Genomic DNA, 14,591 nt, shown 5'->3' on the forward strand with positions numbered 1-14,591 from the left:
TTGACCCGGTTTCGCCGCCATGCGCATTTCATCGCGTTGGGGTCACGATGGCCCGTGGCAGGGGGTGGATGATGACATTGAAAAAGATGCTTTTCGGCGGCGGCGTGTGCGCGGCGGCGCTTCTGGCGTTCTCGATTTCGGCGCAAGCCAAACGGGCGCGCTGCTTCACCAGCGATGACGGCTATTTCGCATGCAGCTACCGCGCGATCGACGATGCGGGCAGCTTCCGCATCTCGGCGCCGGGCTATCCGACCTATGTGCTGGAAATCGACGGGCCGGGCTTTGCCTATGGCTTCGTCAATCTCGGCCGCCGCAATGTGCCGCTGCCGGGGCAGTTCGTGCGCAGCCGCGACGACGGCGCCTGCTGGAACAACCCGCAGACCAACACCAAGCTCTGCGCCTGGTGAAGTCGGGCTTAAGCCGGCGCAAACCTTTGGTTTAAGCCGGCGTAAACCGCCGCGGTGAGAAAACTGTTGCGCCGGAGCGTTCCGGCGCCCACATGAAGCCCGCAACGCCTGCGGATGGGACGGACTGGATATATGCATCGCGTCATCATCAGTGGCATCGGCGTTGAAATCCCTGAAGCCAAGATCACCAATGAGGAACTGGTCGCCAGCTTCAATGCCTGGGTCGACACGGAGAATGCGCGCCGCCTGGGCACCGACGAGCCGCCGCTGGCGAAATCGGATAGCGACTTCATCGTCCACGCCTCGGGCGTGCGCACCCGTCATGTCATCGAGCGGGAAGGCATCCTCGATCCGACCCGCATGACGCCGCGCATTCCGGCACGGCCTGACGATGCGCTGTCGCTCGAAGCCGAGTTCGGCATCGCCTCGGCCAAGAAGGCCCTCGACCACGCCGGGCTGAAGCCGTCCGATATCGACCTGGTGATCTGCTCGGCCTCGCATCACCAGCGGCCCTATCCGGCGGTCGCCATCGAAATGCAGGAGGCGCTGGGGACAAAGGGCGCCGGCTTCGACATGGGGCTTGGCTGTTCGTCGGCGGCCGCCGCCCTGCACATCGCCGTCAATTTGGTGCGGTCGGGCGCGCACAAACGCATTCTGGTGACGACGCCGGAGATCATCACCGGCCACCTCAATTTCCGCGACCGGCAGACGCATTTCATCTTCGGCGACGCTTCGGTGTCGATGGTGGTGGAAGGCCTGGCCAAGGGCGATAAGCGGCCGGGGCGTTTCGAGGTGCTCGACACGCGTGTCTGGACGCAGATGTCGAACAACATCCGCACCAATCTGGGCTACCACACCCGCACCGCCCAGGATGATCCCTACATGATCAATCTGGAAGGCAATCTCATCAAGCAGGTCGGCAACAAGGTGTTTAAGGAAGTCACCGTCGCCGGACAAAAATTCATCGTCGAATTCTTGGCCGAGCACGGGCTGACGCCGCAGGCGATCAGGCGCTTCTGGCTGCATCAGGCCAATGCGCGCATGAATGCGATGATCCTGAAACTGTCGTTCGGCCACGAGGTCGACCACGACCGCGCGCCGATGGTGCTGGAACGGCTGGGCAACACGGCGGGCGCCGGCGCCATCGTGGCGCTGTCGGAAAACCATGCCGACATGAAGCCCGGCGATTTCGGCCTGATCTGCGCCTTTGGCGCGGGATATTCGATAGGCGGCGCGCTGTTGCGGATGCTTTGAGCTTGCCGTGTCAGGCTGGCGCGAACGGCAACAGCATCGGCACGCGCCTGGCGTAGTCGTCATAGGCGCTGCCCAGTTCGCCGCGCAGGAAGCTTTCTTCCAATCTTGCCTTCACGACGATGCCGATGATGAGCAGGGCGGTTCCGGCTATGCCCCAGACGGTGCCCTTGGCCGCCATGGTGGCGAGGATCGCCAGCAGCAATCCGGTGTAGATCGGATGCCGGACAAGGCCGTACGGGCCGGTGTTGACGACCCGGTGCCCGGCCTTGGCGGTGATCGTGCCCGACCACAGCCTGCCGAGATGCAGGCGCGCCCACCAGGCAAAGGCGATGCCGATGGCGATCAGGGCGACACAGATCCAGGCTTCGGGGGGATCAGGCATCCACAGCCTGAGCCGGCCTTCATAGCCGTGCGCCGGAATGAACAGCAGCACCGCGCCGGCCAGCCAGAGACCCCGATAGCGGGCCTCCGCCCTCAATCCGGCGCGCTTCTGGGCAGGGTCGGACCACAAAGCGGCGACGGCCCAGGTTCCTGCCCAGATCAACCAAAGCAACGTGATTGCCGTCACGGGTCGCATGATCAGCCTCCGCAAACTGTCCTGATATCACCATGAAACCGGCACAGCGCGGCGGCAATGCGGCGCGACGCCGGACGGGCTTCATTCCTGGTAAGAAGATCGTGATCCGCGGGCCTATCCCTTGGAACAACTGAACATCCATTGCACGCCGAAAGCGTCGACCAGCATGCCGAAGCGGGTTCCCCAGACTTGTCGCGCCAGAGGCACGGTGATCCGGCCGCCTGTGCTCATGCGGCCGAAAAGCTCCTGCATGGCGGCTATGTCGTCGAACTCCAGGCAAAGGGCGGAACCCTTCATCGGCTCGGCGTCGTCATTGTCGGAGGCGTGAAACAGGACGCCCGGACCTTCGAACCGCGCATGCAGGACTTTTCCGCGCATGGCTTCGGTCCGCACCGGCATGTCGTTGTCGCCCCAGCGCAGCAGGATCGTTCCCCGGCCGAGGCCGCACTGTTCGTAGAAGGCCAGTGCGGGCTCGCAATTGGTGGTAAAGAACAGCGAAGGGGAGAGCTGCATCGGTTCGCTTCCTGTCATTGAGCGGGCCAAGTCAATGCGCGGCGGCGGTCGCGGCGGCGACAAGCGCTTCGCCTGAATATTGCCTGTCACCGATACCCCAGCCGCCGTCGGGCGCGTTGACGATGTTGATCCAGGTGTTTTCAGGCTGGTGCCCCGGCACGCAGAGTTCGGCGACAATCCCGGCGGCTGCGGTGATGAAGGTCCTGCGGACTTCGACCGAGCCAAGTCCGATGTTGGGCAATTTCAATTCCACCATGACGACAGGCCGATTGGCGCCGCCCGCATAGATGTGGTGAGGCGGCAAGATGTGGACCGTGCCGCCGACGATGGCGGTGAAGAACGAATTGCCGGTGGCGCCGGAGGCTTCGATGAGGGCGGCGCTGAGACGCGGCAGGATCTCGCGCTCTCCTGCCGGGGTTAGTATGCCTTCCGGCGCGGTCACGGTTATCGGCATTTGGCTCTCCATCTTGCTGGTTTTCCATGGCCCTTCCGACTGACATGTCTTCCGGCTTGCCATGTTTCGTATCGATTGGTACGTTATATGGAGAAGATGTGTCAACAGGTTTCGTATCGATCACTATGGATAATTCGGAAAAACCCAGGGGAGGCAGGCCACGCGCGTTCGACCCCGACCGGGCGCTGGATGCGGCGATGCATCTGTTCTGGGAGCATGGCTATGAGGCGACCTCGCTGGCCATGTTGCGCGAAGCGATGGGACTGACGCCGCCGCAGATCTACAACGCCTTCACCGACAAGGAGACGTTGTTCCGCAAGGCGCTGAAGCGCTACCACGAGACCGAGATTGGCTTTGCGCTGGAAGCGCTGAGCGCGCCGGTTTCGACGCGGGAGGCGATCCGGCGGTTGTTGCTCGGCGCGGCGGAGGCATATTCCCGACCCGGCAAGCCTGGTGGCTGTCTATTCGTCAGCGGCGCGCTGGCAGCCTCGCCACAGGCGCAAGCCATTGCCGATGAACTCAAGGGTTATCGCAAGGCGAGTGAAGCGGCGATCGCAGAGCGGCTGGCCAGGGGCAGGGCGGTGGGCGACCTGCCGGCGGACCTTCCGGTCAACGGTTTCGCCAAATACCTGGCCGGCGTCATGAACGGCATGTCAATCCAGGCACGAGACGGCGCTTCGGTCGAAGAGTTGCGCGTTTTGGCCCGAACCGCTCTTGCGGCCTTGCCAGCCGAAGGGCAAAACCAGGCGGCATCATCCAAGGAATGAAGCCATGCTGGATCTCTTCCCCGAGGCTGAAAAGCCGGCCGAAATCATCCCCGCGCGAAAGCTTGCCGCCAAGGCGGTAGCACTCTACGTCGCGCCAGCGGATCATTTTCAGACCCGCCCGGTGGACGAATTGCAGCTGGGTTTCGACGGCATATCAGGCGATTTCCATGCCGGACCGACACGGCGCTCGGGTGGTCGCGAGCCCTGGTATCCGCGCGGCACCGAAATGCGCAACGAACGACAATTGTCCATAGTGGCGGCGGACGAGCTGGCGGTTGTCGCCGAACGCATGGGCCTGGCCGAGATCAAGCCGGAGTGGATCGGCGCCAATCTGGTGATCGAAGGCGTGCCGCATCTATCGATGCTGCCGGCCGGCACGCTGCTGTTCTTCAAGGGCGGCGTGACCCTCAAGGTCGACGCGCAGAACGGTCCTTGCCGCATCGCCGGCCGGTCGATCGCCGAGAATGCCGGAATGGCCGACGTCGAAGCCGGCGCGCTGTTGTTCCCGAAAGCGGCGAAGCGGTTGCGTGGTGTCGTTGCCTGGGTCGAGAAGCCGGGAACCATCAAGGCCGGCGAGGAGATGTCGGTGCGCGTGCCGGAGCAATGGATCTATTCGGCATAACTGTGCGGCAAGCAGAGGGCAGGGGCTACGCCGCCGTGGCGGCGTAGCCAAGTTCACTGGGCGTTAGCCCTTGCGGTTTTTCTTCGCGCCTTGCGCCATGACGGACACGTGGTCCCACTTGTCCCAGGTGGCGAGCCGGTTGGCGTATTCCTGGCGTATCATCGGCAGGCCGCCGTCGCCGAAGAACACCCTGAGCGGTGGCTCGACCGCATCGACAATGGCCAGCATGGCCGACCCGGTGGCCTCGGGATCCCCGGCGACCGAATTGGCGCGGCGCTCGGCCATCTTGGCACGGGCGGGCGCATAGGCCTCGATCGGTTGGGACACCTTTGCAGACGGGCCGGCCCAGTCGGTGGAGAAGCCGCCGGGTTCGACCAGCGTCACATGGATGCCGAATTCCGCGACCTCGATGCTGAGCGACTGGCTGAAGGCTTCCAGCGCCCATTTCGAGGCGTGGTAGAGGCCGAGCGAGGCAAAGGCATTGACGCCGCCGATCGACGAGATCTGGATGATGTGGCCGGACCGCTGCGCCCGCATGATCGGCAGCGCGGCCTGGGTGACCCAGAGCGCGCCGAACACATTGGTTTCGATCTGGTCGCGGGCTTCCTGTTCGCTGACCTCCTCGATGGCGCCGAAATGGCCATAGCCGGCATTGTTGATGACGACGTCGAGCCGGCCAAAGCGCTTGTGCGCCTCGGCGACAGCGGCATCGACGGCTTTCTTGTCGGTGACGTCGAGCTTTATCGCGGCAATCCTGTCGCCGTATGTCTCGACGAGGTCGGCGAGCGTGCCGGCGTCACGGGCGGTTGCCGCAACGCTGTCGCCACGGGCGAGTGCCGCTTCGGCCCAGACGCGGCCAAAGCCTTTCGACGATCCGGTGATGAACCAAACCTTGTTTGTCATGATGTGGAGTCCTTGCCCCTGCGGGCGTGATTTCGGGTGAAAGCGGAGGCTTCTCCGCTTTCGGGCATATACGGTCGATCCCCTGATTTTCCAGAGGCGACGGGGATCTTTTGAAAAAGCGCCTGAATTATCGGGGATAATTCACCTGGGACGACCATGCCGGATCGTCGTGCTTCTGCCAGTAAAGTGCCATCAGCCGGCTGGTGATCGGCCCGACCTTGCCATCGGCGACCAGGGCGCCATCAATGACCGTGACCGGCATGATGCCGCCCGCGGTTGACGTGATGAAGACCTCGTCCGCCTCGCGCAGTGCGGCGACGCTGACATCGGTCGCGGTGGCGGCAAGACCTTCTTCGGCGCAGAGATCGAAGACGGTGCGTCTGGTGATGCCGGGCAGCACGCCGATGGCAGGCGTCGACAGTTTGCCATCCCTGACGCAGAAGACGTTGAAGCCCGGACCTTCGGCGACATTGCCGTTGAAGTCGAGGATGAGCGCTGTCTCGGCGCCGCGGTCATAGGCGTCATAGAGACCGCGCACCAGATCGAGCCAGTGGTAGTTCTTGATCGCCGGGTCGATCGAGGCCGGCGGAATGCGCACCTTGTCGCTGATGGCAACGCGCAGGCCGCGCTGCAATTGCTCGGCGTTGGCGACCGAGCCGAACGGCACGGCGAACGCCATGAAGCGGTTGACCGCCTGGCGCGGGTCGCGGCTGAAGGTCGGCGAGGCGCCGCGCGTGCACAGCATTTCGACATAGGCGGCGCGATGGCCGGACAGCGCCACGCAATTGTGCAGGATTTCGGCCACGCCGTCGCGGTCGAAGGGGATCGCCATGCGCAGCTTTTCCAGCCCGCCGAAGAAGCGGTCGAGATGCAAGTCGAGGCGGAAGAAGCGGCCATTCCAGACATGCACGGTGTCGTAGGTGGCGTCGGAATGCAGAAACCCCCAGTCCAGCACCGAGATCTTGGCCTGCGACATCGGCAGGTACTGACCGTCGAGAAAGGCAATGCCGTCGGGGTAGGAGTGCGGGTCGACATGGCGGTCGCCAACCACGGGCAGTTGCTTCTCGTCCTGTATTGCCGTCGTCTGGCTCATCGGGGCCCCCTGTCGCGCAAGGCGAGGTGAGCAGGCTATCGGCGCTGGGCAGAAGGCATAGAGCCACCCGCCCGGCGCTGTTCGTCCTCCATGAGATCTGACCGATACATCGGATTGGAATTGCCCTATCGTTCCAAGTCTGAACGGGAGGGGAAGATGGGCAGGCTTGGGGCCGTCACAGCAGCCATGATGATGTTCGCCGCCGCGGGCGAAGCCAGCGCCCAGTGCGCGCGCGAAGGCGAGGAATTGTGCCAGAGCGGCCAGACCTATCGCTGCGAGAAAACCGACAGCGAATTGACTCCGATCTTCCAGAACCTGCCTTGCGCGGGGAATGTGCCGTCGCTGAGCGGCATCTGGGTCGGCAGCGGCCACCAGAGCCCGGCGGGTGACGCCGGCGCCGACTGGGCGATCGCCATGACGATCAACGATGGCGGTGCGTCGATCGACTATCCGTCGCTCGGCTGCGGCGGATCGCTGTCGCAGACGTCCAGGGACGCCATATCGGCGGAATACCACGAGAGCATCACTTACGGTCAGGACAAGTGCATAGACGGCGGCAACATCACCGTCAGGTTTTTCAAGGGGGATCTGTCCTGGACCTGGGTCGGCCAGGCCGACGGCCAGCCCTACAACGCAGTCGCCGTTCTGAAGCGGAAGTAACCGTGGTCAATCCTCCTCGTCATCCGCGTCGAGCAGGCGTGTCGCGCGCCAGCGGGTGAGCACGATGTTGGTCTGCTCGATGACGAAGAAACGCGCCGAGTCGCGGTCGTAACCTTCGGCGAGCAGCTTTTCGTAGTCGGTGTGCATGTGGCGGATATGGGCAATGGCCGCCAGCCATACGGCGATGCCCGGCGGCAACGTCTTCATGTGAACCGCGCCGGCGTCGGTGCGGATCTTCTCCATGTCGGCATAGGGCGCCAGCGGCAGAAGTACGGTCAGCGCCTTGGCGATGGCGCGGCGGCGGCCGGTTGGCGCTGTCATCGCCGGATCCGATCGAGCTCGTCGCGCCCTTCGATGGTCGCCTCGGCAATGGCGTCGGTCGAGGCGAAATAGGGTTTTAGGTCGATGACCGGCGTGCCATCGAGCACGTCGATGGCGTCGAGATCGATGCGGCCGGTGCCGATGTCGACGGCAATCAGCCTGGCGATGTGCAGCCCGATGGGGTTGGGGCGGGCAGGGGAGCGCAGCGAAAATACGCCTTTCGCTTCAGCCGCATGGCGCGGTTTCTGCACAATCAGAGTCCTGGGCGCGTGATGCAGCCAGGACAGGATGATGACGTGGCTGGCGCGCTCCAGCCCCTGCAGGCCACGGCGATAGGGCGCGTCTATTGTCAGCACTGCCGGTTGTCCGGTCTCGCGTGCACTGCGCATGTTCTTCGGGCAAGTCTCTCGCGTCGTCCATGGCGAGGCGATGCGGCCGATGAAGACCACGCCGCCATCAGGCCGCATCAGCGCCGGATCGATCTCCAGCCTCTGCTCGCCTTCGCGCTCCTCGAACATCTCACGCGTTTCGGTCATCCTGCTCTCGTCTCGCATCTTTTTGTTCGTGTATGTCGTTGTCCGAAAGCCGCGGCCCACTTTTGGGCGACATGCATGGAGAAATCACACAAACGGCATTTTCTTGTCCGGAAGCGACATAGCGCTTGCAAGGTTTTGAAAATCGACATAAACATATGTTTATATCTTTTCAAAGAGAATACGCTGATGCATGTCTCGCTCGACACCATGGTGGACACGTTGAAGGCGGCGGCCGAATCCAGCCGGCTGCGCATATTGGCACTGTTGTCGCGCGGCGACCTCACCGTTTCCGATCTTACCGAAATTCTCGGCCAGTCGCAGCCGCGCGTTTCGCGGCACCTGAAGCTCTTGCTGGAGGCCGGGTTGATCGGCCGCTACCAGGAAGGTTCGTGGGCCTTCTTCCGCCTGTCGGACGCGGATTCCGCGCGTGACTTCGTCATGGGGCTGGTTTCCGGCATTCGCGGTGCCGATCCGCAGGTCGAGCGCGATCTCGAGCGTCTGGCCTCGGTCAAGCGCAAGCGGCAGGACCGGGCGGTCGAGTATTTTTCCGTGAATGCGGCAAGCTGGGATCATATCCGCTCGCTGCATGTTCCGGACCGCGCCGTCGAGGCCGCGATGCTGAAACTTGTCGGCAAGCGGCCGTTCCAGTCGATGCTCGATCTCGGCACCGGCACCGGGCGGTTGCTCGAAATCTTCTCGCCACTCTATCGGCGTGGTGTCGGCATCGACATGTCGCGCGAGATGCTGACCGTGGCGCGCGCCAATCTCGACAAGGCCGGCGTTTCGAATGCGCAGGTGCGGCAGGGCGATATCTTCGCGCCGCCGGTCGAGCGCGATGCCTTCGACCTCGTCACCATCCATCAGGTGCTGCACTATCTCGACGATCCCGCCCGCGCCATCCGCGAGGCGGCGCGGCTTCTGCGTCCAGCGGGGCGGCTGGTCATCGTCGATTTCGCGCCGCATGCGCTGGAATTCCTGCGCGAGGAGCACGCGCATATGCGGCTCGGCTTTTCCGACCGGCAGATCGCCGACTGGTTTTCGGAAGCCGGCCTCGATCTTGAGGATGCCCAGGAATTCGAGCCGCGCGGCGGCAATGAGGCCAGGCTCACCGTGAAACTCTGGCTTGGCCGCGATCGGCGCCTGCTGATTGCCGATCCTTCCAACGACACAAGGCAGACCAAAGCGAACTCGATAGGGGAAATCGCATGAACCAGTTCCGCTTTTCCCGCCGCCCCGACATCGGGGACAAGGTCCGGGTTTCCTTCGAATTCTTCCCGCCGAAGACAGACGAGATGGAAGCAAGGCTGTGGGAGACGGTCACAAGGCTGGAGCCGCTGAAGCCGAAATTCGTCTCGGTGACCTACGGCGCCGGCGGCTCGACGCGGGAGCGCACCGCACGCACTGTAAAGCGCATCCTGACGGAAACCGCTATTCCCGCCGCGGCGCATCTGACCTGTGTCGGGGCAACGCGCGACGAGGTCGATGCGGTCATCCAGGATTACAAGTCGATCGGCATCAACCGGTTTGTGGCGCTGCGCGGCGACCCGGCTTCCGGCGTCGGCGAGCCCTATCGGCCGCATCCCGGTGGCTACGAGAATGGCGCGGAACTCGTCGCCGGGCTCAAGGCGATCGCGGATTTCGACATCTCCGTCGCGGCCTATCCGGAAAAGCATCCGCAAAGCCCCGATTTCGCCACCGACATCGAGATGCTGAAACGCAAGGTCGACAATGGCGCGACGCGGGCGATCACCCAGTTCTTCTTCGACAATGATCTCTACGAGCGCTATGTCGAGCGCGTCCGCCGCGCCGGCATCTACATTCCCATCGTGCCGGGTATCCAGCCGGTCCACAGTTTCAGGCAGGTCGCGAACTTTTCCGCGAGGGCGGGCGCGCATGTGCCCGGCTGGCTGGCGGAGCGGTTCGAGGGCCTTGACCGAGACCCGCAGACGCATGCGCTGGTGGCCTCGGCGGTGGCGGCCGAACAGGTCATGGACCTGGTCGAGCGCGGCGTCGGCGATTTCCACTTCTACACCATGAACCGGGCCGACCTGGTCTTTGCCATTTGCCACATGATCGGCATCCGGTCGCACGACGCGGAGACGGCGGGTTCTGCCGCGGCATGAGATAGGGCTGAACGACAAAAGGCCGGGAAAAACCCGGCCTTTTGAATTGGTTAGACTATTTGGGTGCTGGTCTTCCCCGCTTTGGCGGTCAGGGAAGGAAGCCCATAATGAGGGCTCCGATAAAGGCGAACGCAGCACAGATCATCAATGCGTTGATAGGCCTCGTAAGTCCCATGACATAGCCTCCTCTTAAAGAGCTATGCCATGGAGTCTAGGTTCATTTGTGCCACAGGCAAGCGGAAAATGTGCTGCATTGCGACGTAATTGTGAGATTTGCGACCCCGCTTTTGCCGTTAGGTATTGAAACTCCTAGGCAAAAACCGGCTTCAGACCTGTGAATAAATTATGGCGGCGGTGTGTCGTTACCATGTCATGGCAGCGCTACCCCTGCGAAAGTCGAATTCGACTTTCGCGATGCGGGGAGCAATCAAAGTGGTTGGAGCGTCCTTTGAGCGCCCAATGGACGCGCGGCGCTCTAACGTCGACCAAGCAGCCGTCCGTCGATCGTGATGAGACCGAGTCCGATCAGCAACACGCCGCCAATCTCGAACAGTTCCAGCCGTTCGCCAAGGAAGAGAAAACCGAGCAGCATCGCGCTGGCCGGCACGACAAGCGTGACCAGCGAGGCGTTGGTGGCGCCGGCCGAGGCGACGAGGTTGAAATAGAGGATGTAGGCGAAGGCGGTGGACAAAAGCGCCAGCGCCAGCACCGCCGCCCAGACCGGCGGCGAGGCCGAGAACAGACCCAATGGACCGTAGGTCAAGAGCACGATCGGGATCATGATGATGGTCGAGGCCGTCAACTGTCCGGTCGCGATGACCGGCGAGGGCACGCCCTTGAAGCGGCGGGCGACCATCAGCGCGACGCCATAGGACAGCGAAGCGCCGATCAGCGCGAACTTGGCCCAGACCGGGCCGCCGAGCCCGGCAAGCAGGCCGGGGCCGATCATCACAGCCGTGCCGGCGATGCCGAGCGCAATGCCGGCGAGCTTGTTCCAGGAGAGCTTTTCGTCCGATGTCAGTGCATTGGCGAGGATCAGCGTCCAGAACGGCGTCGTCGCGTTGAGCACCGAGGCGACGCCGGCGCCAAGCTCTGTCTGGCCGGCGAAGATCAGCGAGAAGGGCACGACATTGTTGGTGAGCGCCAGCAGGAAGAACAGGCCTGCATGCGGAAGCGCGAGGCGGAAGGACGGGCCACGCAGGCCGAGATAGATCTGTAGCGCAATTGCCGCGATGGCGACGCGAAACAGCACCAGCACCAGCGGGTGAAGTTCCGCCACCGCGATGCGGGCAAAGAAGAACGAGCCGCCCCAGATCGCACCGAGCAGCAGGAGTTGCCCCCAGTCCTTGAGCACCATCGGCCCGCGTGGTGCTGATGTCGCGGCTATCGCCATGTGAAACGTCCCCCCAGACGGCCTGAATGCCAGTCGGTCAGGCAGAAGCCATATCGGGTTCGGCCACAAGGGCCACCCGAAACCTGATTGATGGCAAACGTTCCTGCCAAAACCTAACGCCGCTGCGTCAGCGCCGCGAGACACAGAATTGTTTTCATTAGCCGCTAGCTTGGATTAATTGTGCGCAGCCGAAGTGAGGATTCGTCCATGCAGCGATTCGAGAATGCCCGCGAGGCGGCACTGGCGCTTCGCCCGGACGATCCGGTCTATTGCTTCCGCCCGCAGGTGCTGATGGCGGATGCCAGGCAGTTCATGGGCATGTTCCCCGGCAAGACCGCCTATGCGGTCAAGACCAATGGCGAGCAGATCGTGCTGAAGACCTTGGTCGAGGCCGGCGTCAACGCTTTCGACGTCGCTTCGCCGGGCGAGTTCGCCGCCGTACGCGCAGTCTCTCCCGATGCCGAGATGCTCTACATGCATCCGGTCAAGGCGCAGTCGGACATCAAGCTGGCGCTGGAGAAATACGCCATCCGTGTCATTTCGCTCGACCATGAGGACGAGATCACCAAGCTGACACGGGTGGTGCGGGCTCTCGACATCGATCCGGGCTCGATCAGCGTGTTCGTGCGCATCCAGACGAAAGGATCGGCCGCCTACGAACTGTCGAAGAAATTCGGCGCCGGGCCGGCCTATGCCGTCGAACTCGCCGAGCGGCTGAACCGTACCGGCTACAAGGTTGGCCTGTGCTTCCATGTCGGCAGCCAGATCGAGGATCCCGACACCTATGAACGAGCGCTGGCCTCAGCCGATTGGGTGCGCAACCGGCTGACCTTCGATATTGCCGGGCTCGATGTCGGTGGCGGTTTCCCCGCCGAATACGGCCACGATCCCAACCGCAAGCTGATCGAGATGCCGTCGCTCGGCCAGATCATGTCGCGGCTGTCGGGCGATCTGAAGGAGTATCAGTTCGACCAGATGCCGCTGGTGGCCGAGCCGGGCAGGGTGATCGTGGCGCGCTGCCTGTCGCTGATCGTGCGGGTGCTGCTGCGCAAGGGCAAGCGGCTCTACATCAACGACGGCATCTGGGCCTCGCTGTCGGATTCATGGACCGGCAAGATCACGTTGCCAGCGCGTTTCATTCCCGATCCGGCGATCCGCTCGCGCAATGGCGAGGAGAAGAACATCGTGCCGTTCAAGGTCTGCGGCGCGACCTGCGATTCCGTCGACATCCTGTCGCGGCCGTTCTGGCTGCCGGAAACCGTCGACACCGGCGACTGGATCGAGATCGGCCATATCGGCGCCTATTCGCTGTCGCTGAGGACCCGCTTCAACGGCTTTTACCCCGACACCTTTGTCGAGGTGACGACACCGTTCGATGAAGGCGACGCGCCGCAGGGGTTTGCGAGTCTGGAGACGATGGCGGATTAGGGAATAGGGAATAGGGAATAGGGGTGGCAGGCACTGCTTTCGAAGTAATTTTCTACTGCCTACTGCCTACTGCCTACTGCCTACAATTTCCCCAAAAGCTCCGGCGTTGGCCAGCCATCCACCGGCAAACCTAGCCGCATCTGCTCCTTGCGGATGGCTTCTCGGGTGTTGGTGCCCAAAATGCCGTCGACGGTGCCGACATCGTAGCCCCTGGCTTCGAGCTTGGTTTGCAGCGCCTTCATCTGCTCGTTGTTGAGACCGGTCTCGGGATTGCGCGGGTCGAACTGTTTTGCCCCCGCCAGCCGGGCGGCGAGGTTTGCCGCGGTCAGCGCATAGGTGAAGGACTGGTTCCACTCGAGATAGACGTCGAAATTGTCATAGGCGAGGAAGGCAGGCCCCTTGCGACCCATGGGCAGCGCCAGGCCGGCCTTGAGGCCGTTGTCGATCAGCGGCGTGCCGTCGGGGTTGGTGACGCCCCATTGCGCCCACTGTGACAGCGGCAGCTTGTTGGTGCGCCCGGTCTGGTCCCACGGCATGTCTTCGGGCACGCGGACTTCCTCGATCCAGGGCTCGTCGCGTTTCCAACCGCGCGACAGCACCTTGTTGGCGGTGGTCATGATCACGTCCGGCACGCTGCCGCGCAGGTCGACCTTGCCGTCGCCGTCGCCGTCGACGCCGCGCGCCAGGTAGTCGGAAGGCAGGATCTGGGTCTGGCCGATCTCGCCGGCCCAGGCACCCCTGACGTCGGCCGGCACCACGCCGCGATCGATCAGTTCCAGAAGCGGTATCAACTGAGGCCGGAACAGTTGCGGGCGGCGGCAATCATGCGACAGCGTCACCAGGGCGCTCAGTGTGTGGAAATCGCCCTGCACAGCGCCGAAATCGGTCTCCAGCGCCCAGAAGGCGGCGATGATCGGCGCCTGGACGCCGAACTGCTGGTCGGCACGGGCGAAGACGTCGGCGTATTTCTTCAGGTTTGCCGCGCCTTGCTTCAGTCGGTAGGCCGAGATCATGCGGTTGGAGAATTCAATGAAGGTCTGGGTGAAGACGCCCTGGGCGCGATCACGTGCCAGAACCTTGTCGTCGATGGTGGCATCCTCCAGCGCGTCGAGACCGACGGGGCCGACGCCAGCCGCCTTGGCTTCCACTGCCACGGCCTGCTTCCAGGTTTCGAAGTCGCCGCCGCATTCCTGCGCCATGACAGGCCAAGCCGTGGCGCACAGGAACAGCGCCGCGAGGGCTCGAGAACGCAGTCGCATCAGCTTCCTTTCGAAACGAATGAGGCATTTGTCGTGCTTCCCCCGGAAGCCCAACGCCTGAATTACCGGCGGTTGCACTTTTTACCGCTGGCTGTGTCGAAAAGCAGGCGGCAGCCCCGGTGTCAACGGTTGTTCTGCCGCAGCCCTTATTCCAGACGGCTTCGCTGCCGTTGACCCGGTGTCAACGGTTGTTCTGCCGCAGCCCTTATTCCAGACGGCTTCGCTGCCGTTGACCCGGTGTCAACGGTTGTTCTGCCGCAGCCCCTATTCCAGACGGCTTC

Annotated in this window: 17 protein-coding genes; 8 read left to right on the plus strand and 9 right to left on the minus strand. The window is 63.3% G+C overall.

Going from position 1 to position 14,591, the window contains the following annotated elements; all coding sequences use genetic code 11:
* Nucleotides 1–71: 71 nt before the first annotated feature.
* Both HB777_07870 and HB777_07875 read left to right on the plus strand, forming a co-directional pair.
* Nucleotides 72–407, plus strand: a complete 336-nt coding sequence (locus HB777_07870) for a hypothetical protein (GenBank protein ID QND63827.1) — start codon at nt 72–74, stop codon at nt 405–407.
* 132 nt (nt 408–539) lie between these two features.
* Nucleotides 540–1,661: a beta-ketoacyl-ACP synthase III gene (locus tag HB777_07875; protein ID QND63828.1), complete on the plus strand. Its 1,122-nt coding sequence runs from the start codon at nt 540–542 to the stop codon at nt 1,659–1,661.
* A gap of 10 nt (nt 1,662–1,671) precedes the next feature.
* On the opposite strand, the gene HB777_07880 is transcribed toward HB777_07875, so the two are convergent.
* From HB777_07880 to HB777_07890, 3 genes are all read right to left on the minus strand, one after another.
* The gene (locus HB777_07880) at nt 1,672–2,238 is read right to left on the minus strand and encodes an isoprenylcysteine carboxylmethyltransferase family protein (protein QND63829.1); all 567 of its coding nucleotides are present in this window, start codon (nt 2,236–2,238) and stop codon (nt 1,672–1,674) included.
* Nucleotides 2,239–2,352: 114 nt separating this feature from the next.
* On the minus strand, nt 2,353–2,751 hold the full coding sequence (locus HB777_07885) for a glyoxalase/bleomycin resistance/extradiol dioxygenase family protein (protein QND63830.1): 399 nt from the start codon (nt 2,749–2,751) through the stop codon (nt 2,353–2,355).
* 31 nt (nt 2,752–2,782) lie between these two features.
* Entirely contained in the window at nt 2,783–3,205 is a 423-nt protein-coding gene (locus tag HB777_07890) for a hypothetical protein (GenBank protein QND63831.1), read from the minus strand.
* 125 nt (nt 3,206–3,330) lie between these two features.
* Between HB777_07890 and HB777_07895 the strand changes: the two genes are divergently transcribed.
* Together HB777_07895 and HB777_07900 are read left to right on the plus strand one after the other, a co-directional pair.
* Nucleotides 3,331–3,972, plus strand: coding sequence for a TetR/AcrR family transcriptional regulator (locus HB777_07895; protein ID QND68706.1), 642 nt, complete (start codon nt 3,331–3,333; stop codon nt 3,970–3,972).
* Nucleotides 3,973–3,976: 4 nt separating this feature from the next.
* Entirely contained in the window at nt 3,977–4,594 is a 618-nt protein-coding gene (locus HB777_07900; protein ID QND63832.1) for an MOSC domain-containing protein, read from the plus strand.
* Nucleotides 4,595–4,657: 63 nt separating this feature from the next.
* On the opposite strand, the gene HB777_07905 is transcribed toward HB777_07900, so the two are convergent.
* On the minus strand, nt 4,658–5,497 hold the full coding sequence (locus HB777_07905; GenBank protein ID QND63833.1) for an SDR family oxidoreductase: 840 nt from the start codon (nt 5,495–5,497) through the stop codon (nt 4,658–4,660).
* A gap of 127 nt (nt 5,498–5,624) precedes the next feature.
* Nucleotides 5,625–6,590 carry a D-amino acid aminotransferase gene (locus tag HB777_07910; protein ID QND63834.1) on the minus strand — a complete coding sequence of 322 codons (966 nt, stop codon included), beginning with the start codon at nt 6,588–6,590 and terminating at the stop codon, nt 5,625–5,627.
* A gap of 156 nt (nt 6,591–6,746) precedes the next feature.
* Here HB777_07910 and HB777_07915 point away from each other — a divergent pair, with 156 nt between their 5' ends.
* Nucleotides 6,747–7,250, plus strand: coding sequence for a hypothetical protein (locus HB777_07915; GenBank protein QND63835.1), 504 nt, complete (start codon nt 6,747–6,749; stop codon nt 7,248–7,250).
* A gap of 6 nt (nt 7,251–7,256) precedes the next feature.
* Here the strand turns inward: HB777_07915 and HB777_07920 are convergent, their stop codons facing one another.
* Nucleotides 7,257–7,571, minus strand: coding sequence for a DUF2293 domain-containing protein (locus tag HB777_07920; GenBank protein ID QND63836.1), 315 nt, complete (start codon nt 7,569–7,571; stop codon nt 7,257–7,259).
* The gene (tsaA, locus tag HB777_07925) at nt 7,568–8,107 is read right to left on the minus strand and encodes a tRNA (N6-threonylcarbamoyladenosine(37)-N6)-methyltransferase TrmO (GenBank protein QND63837.1); all 540 of its coding nucleotides are present in this window, start codon (nt 8,105–8,107) and stop codon (nt 7,568–7,570) included. The genes HB777_07920 and tsaA overlap by 4 nt, the downstream gene beginning before the upstream one ends.
* Before the next feature lie 186 nt (nt 8,108–8,293).
* Here tsaA and HB777_07930 point away from each other — a divergent pair, with 186 nt between their 5' ends.
* Together HB777_07930 and metF are read left to right on the plus strand one after the other, a co-directional pair.
* Complete coding sequence (locus tag HB777_07930) at nt 8,294–9,316, plus strand: metalloregulator ArsR/SmtB family transcription factor (protein QND68707.1); 1,023 nt, start codon at nt 8,294–8,296, stop codon at nt 9,314–9,316.
* Nucleotides 9,313–10,230, plus strand: coding sequence for a methylenetetrahydrofolate reductase [NAD(P)H] (gene metF, locus HB777_07935; GenBank protein ID QND63838.1), 918 nt, complete (start codon nt 9,313–9,315; stop codon nt 10,228–10,230). The genes HB777_07930 and metF overlap by 4 nt, the downstream gene beginning before the upstream one ends.
* Nucleotides 10,231–10,705: 475 nt before the next feature.
* On the opposite strand, the gene HB777_07940 is transcribed toward metF, so the two are convergent.
* A complete protein-coding gene (locus tag HB777_07940) occupies nt 10,706–11,623 on the minus strand; it encodes a DMT family transporter (protein ID QND63839.1) in 918 nt (305 codons plus the stop codon).
* Between the two features lie 207 nt (nt 11,624–11,830).
* Here HB777_07940 and HB777_07945 point away from each other — a divergent pair, with 207 nt between their 5' ends.
* Nucleotides 11,831–13,051 (plus strand): ornithine decarboxylase, encoded by a 1,221-nt coding sequence (locus tag HB777_07945; GenBank protein ID QND63840.1) that lies wholly within the window; start codon nt 11,831–11,833, stop codon nt 13,049–13,051.
* Between the two features lie 80 nt (nt 13,052–13,131).
* Here HB777_07945 and HB777_07950 read toward each other — a convergent pair whose 3' ends face one another.
* The gene (locus HB777_07950) at nt 13,132–14,310 is read right to left on the minus strand and encodes a lytic murein transglycosylase (protein QND63841.1); all 1,179 of its coding nucleotides are present in this window, start codon (nt 14,308–14,310) and stop codon (nt 13,132–13,134) included.
* Nucleotides 14,311–14,591: the final 281 nt, after the last annotated feature.

This window comes from Mesorhizobium loti (assembly GCA_014189435.1).
Classification (GTDB): Bacteria; Pseudomonadota; Alphaproteobacteria; order Rhizobiales; family Rhizobiaceae; genus Mesorhizobium; species Mesorhizobium loti_G.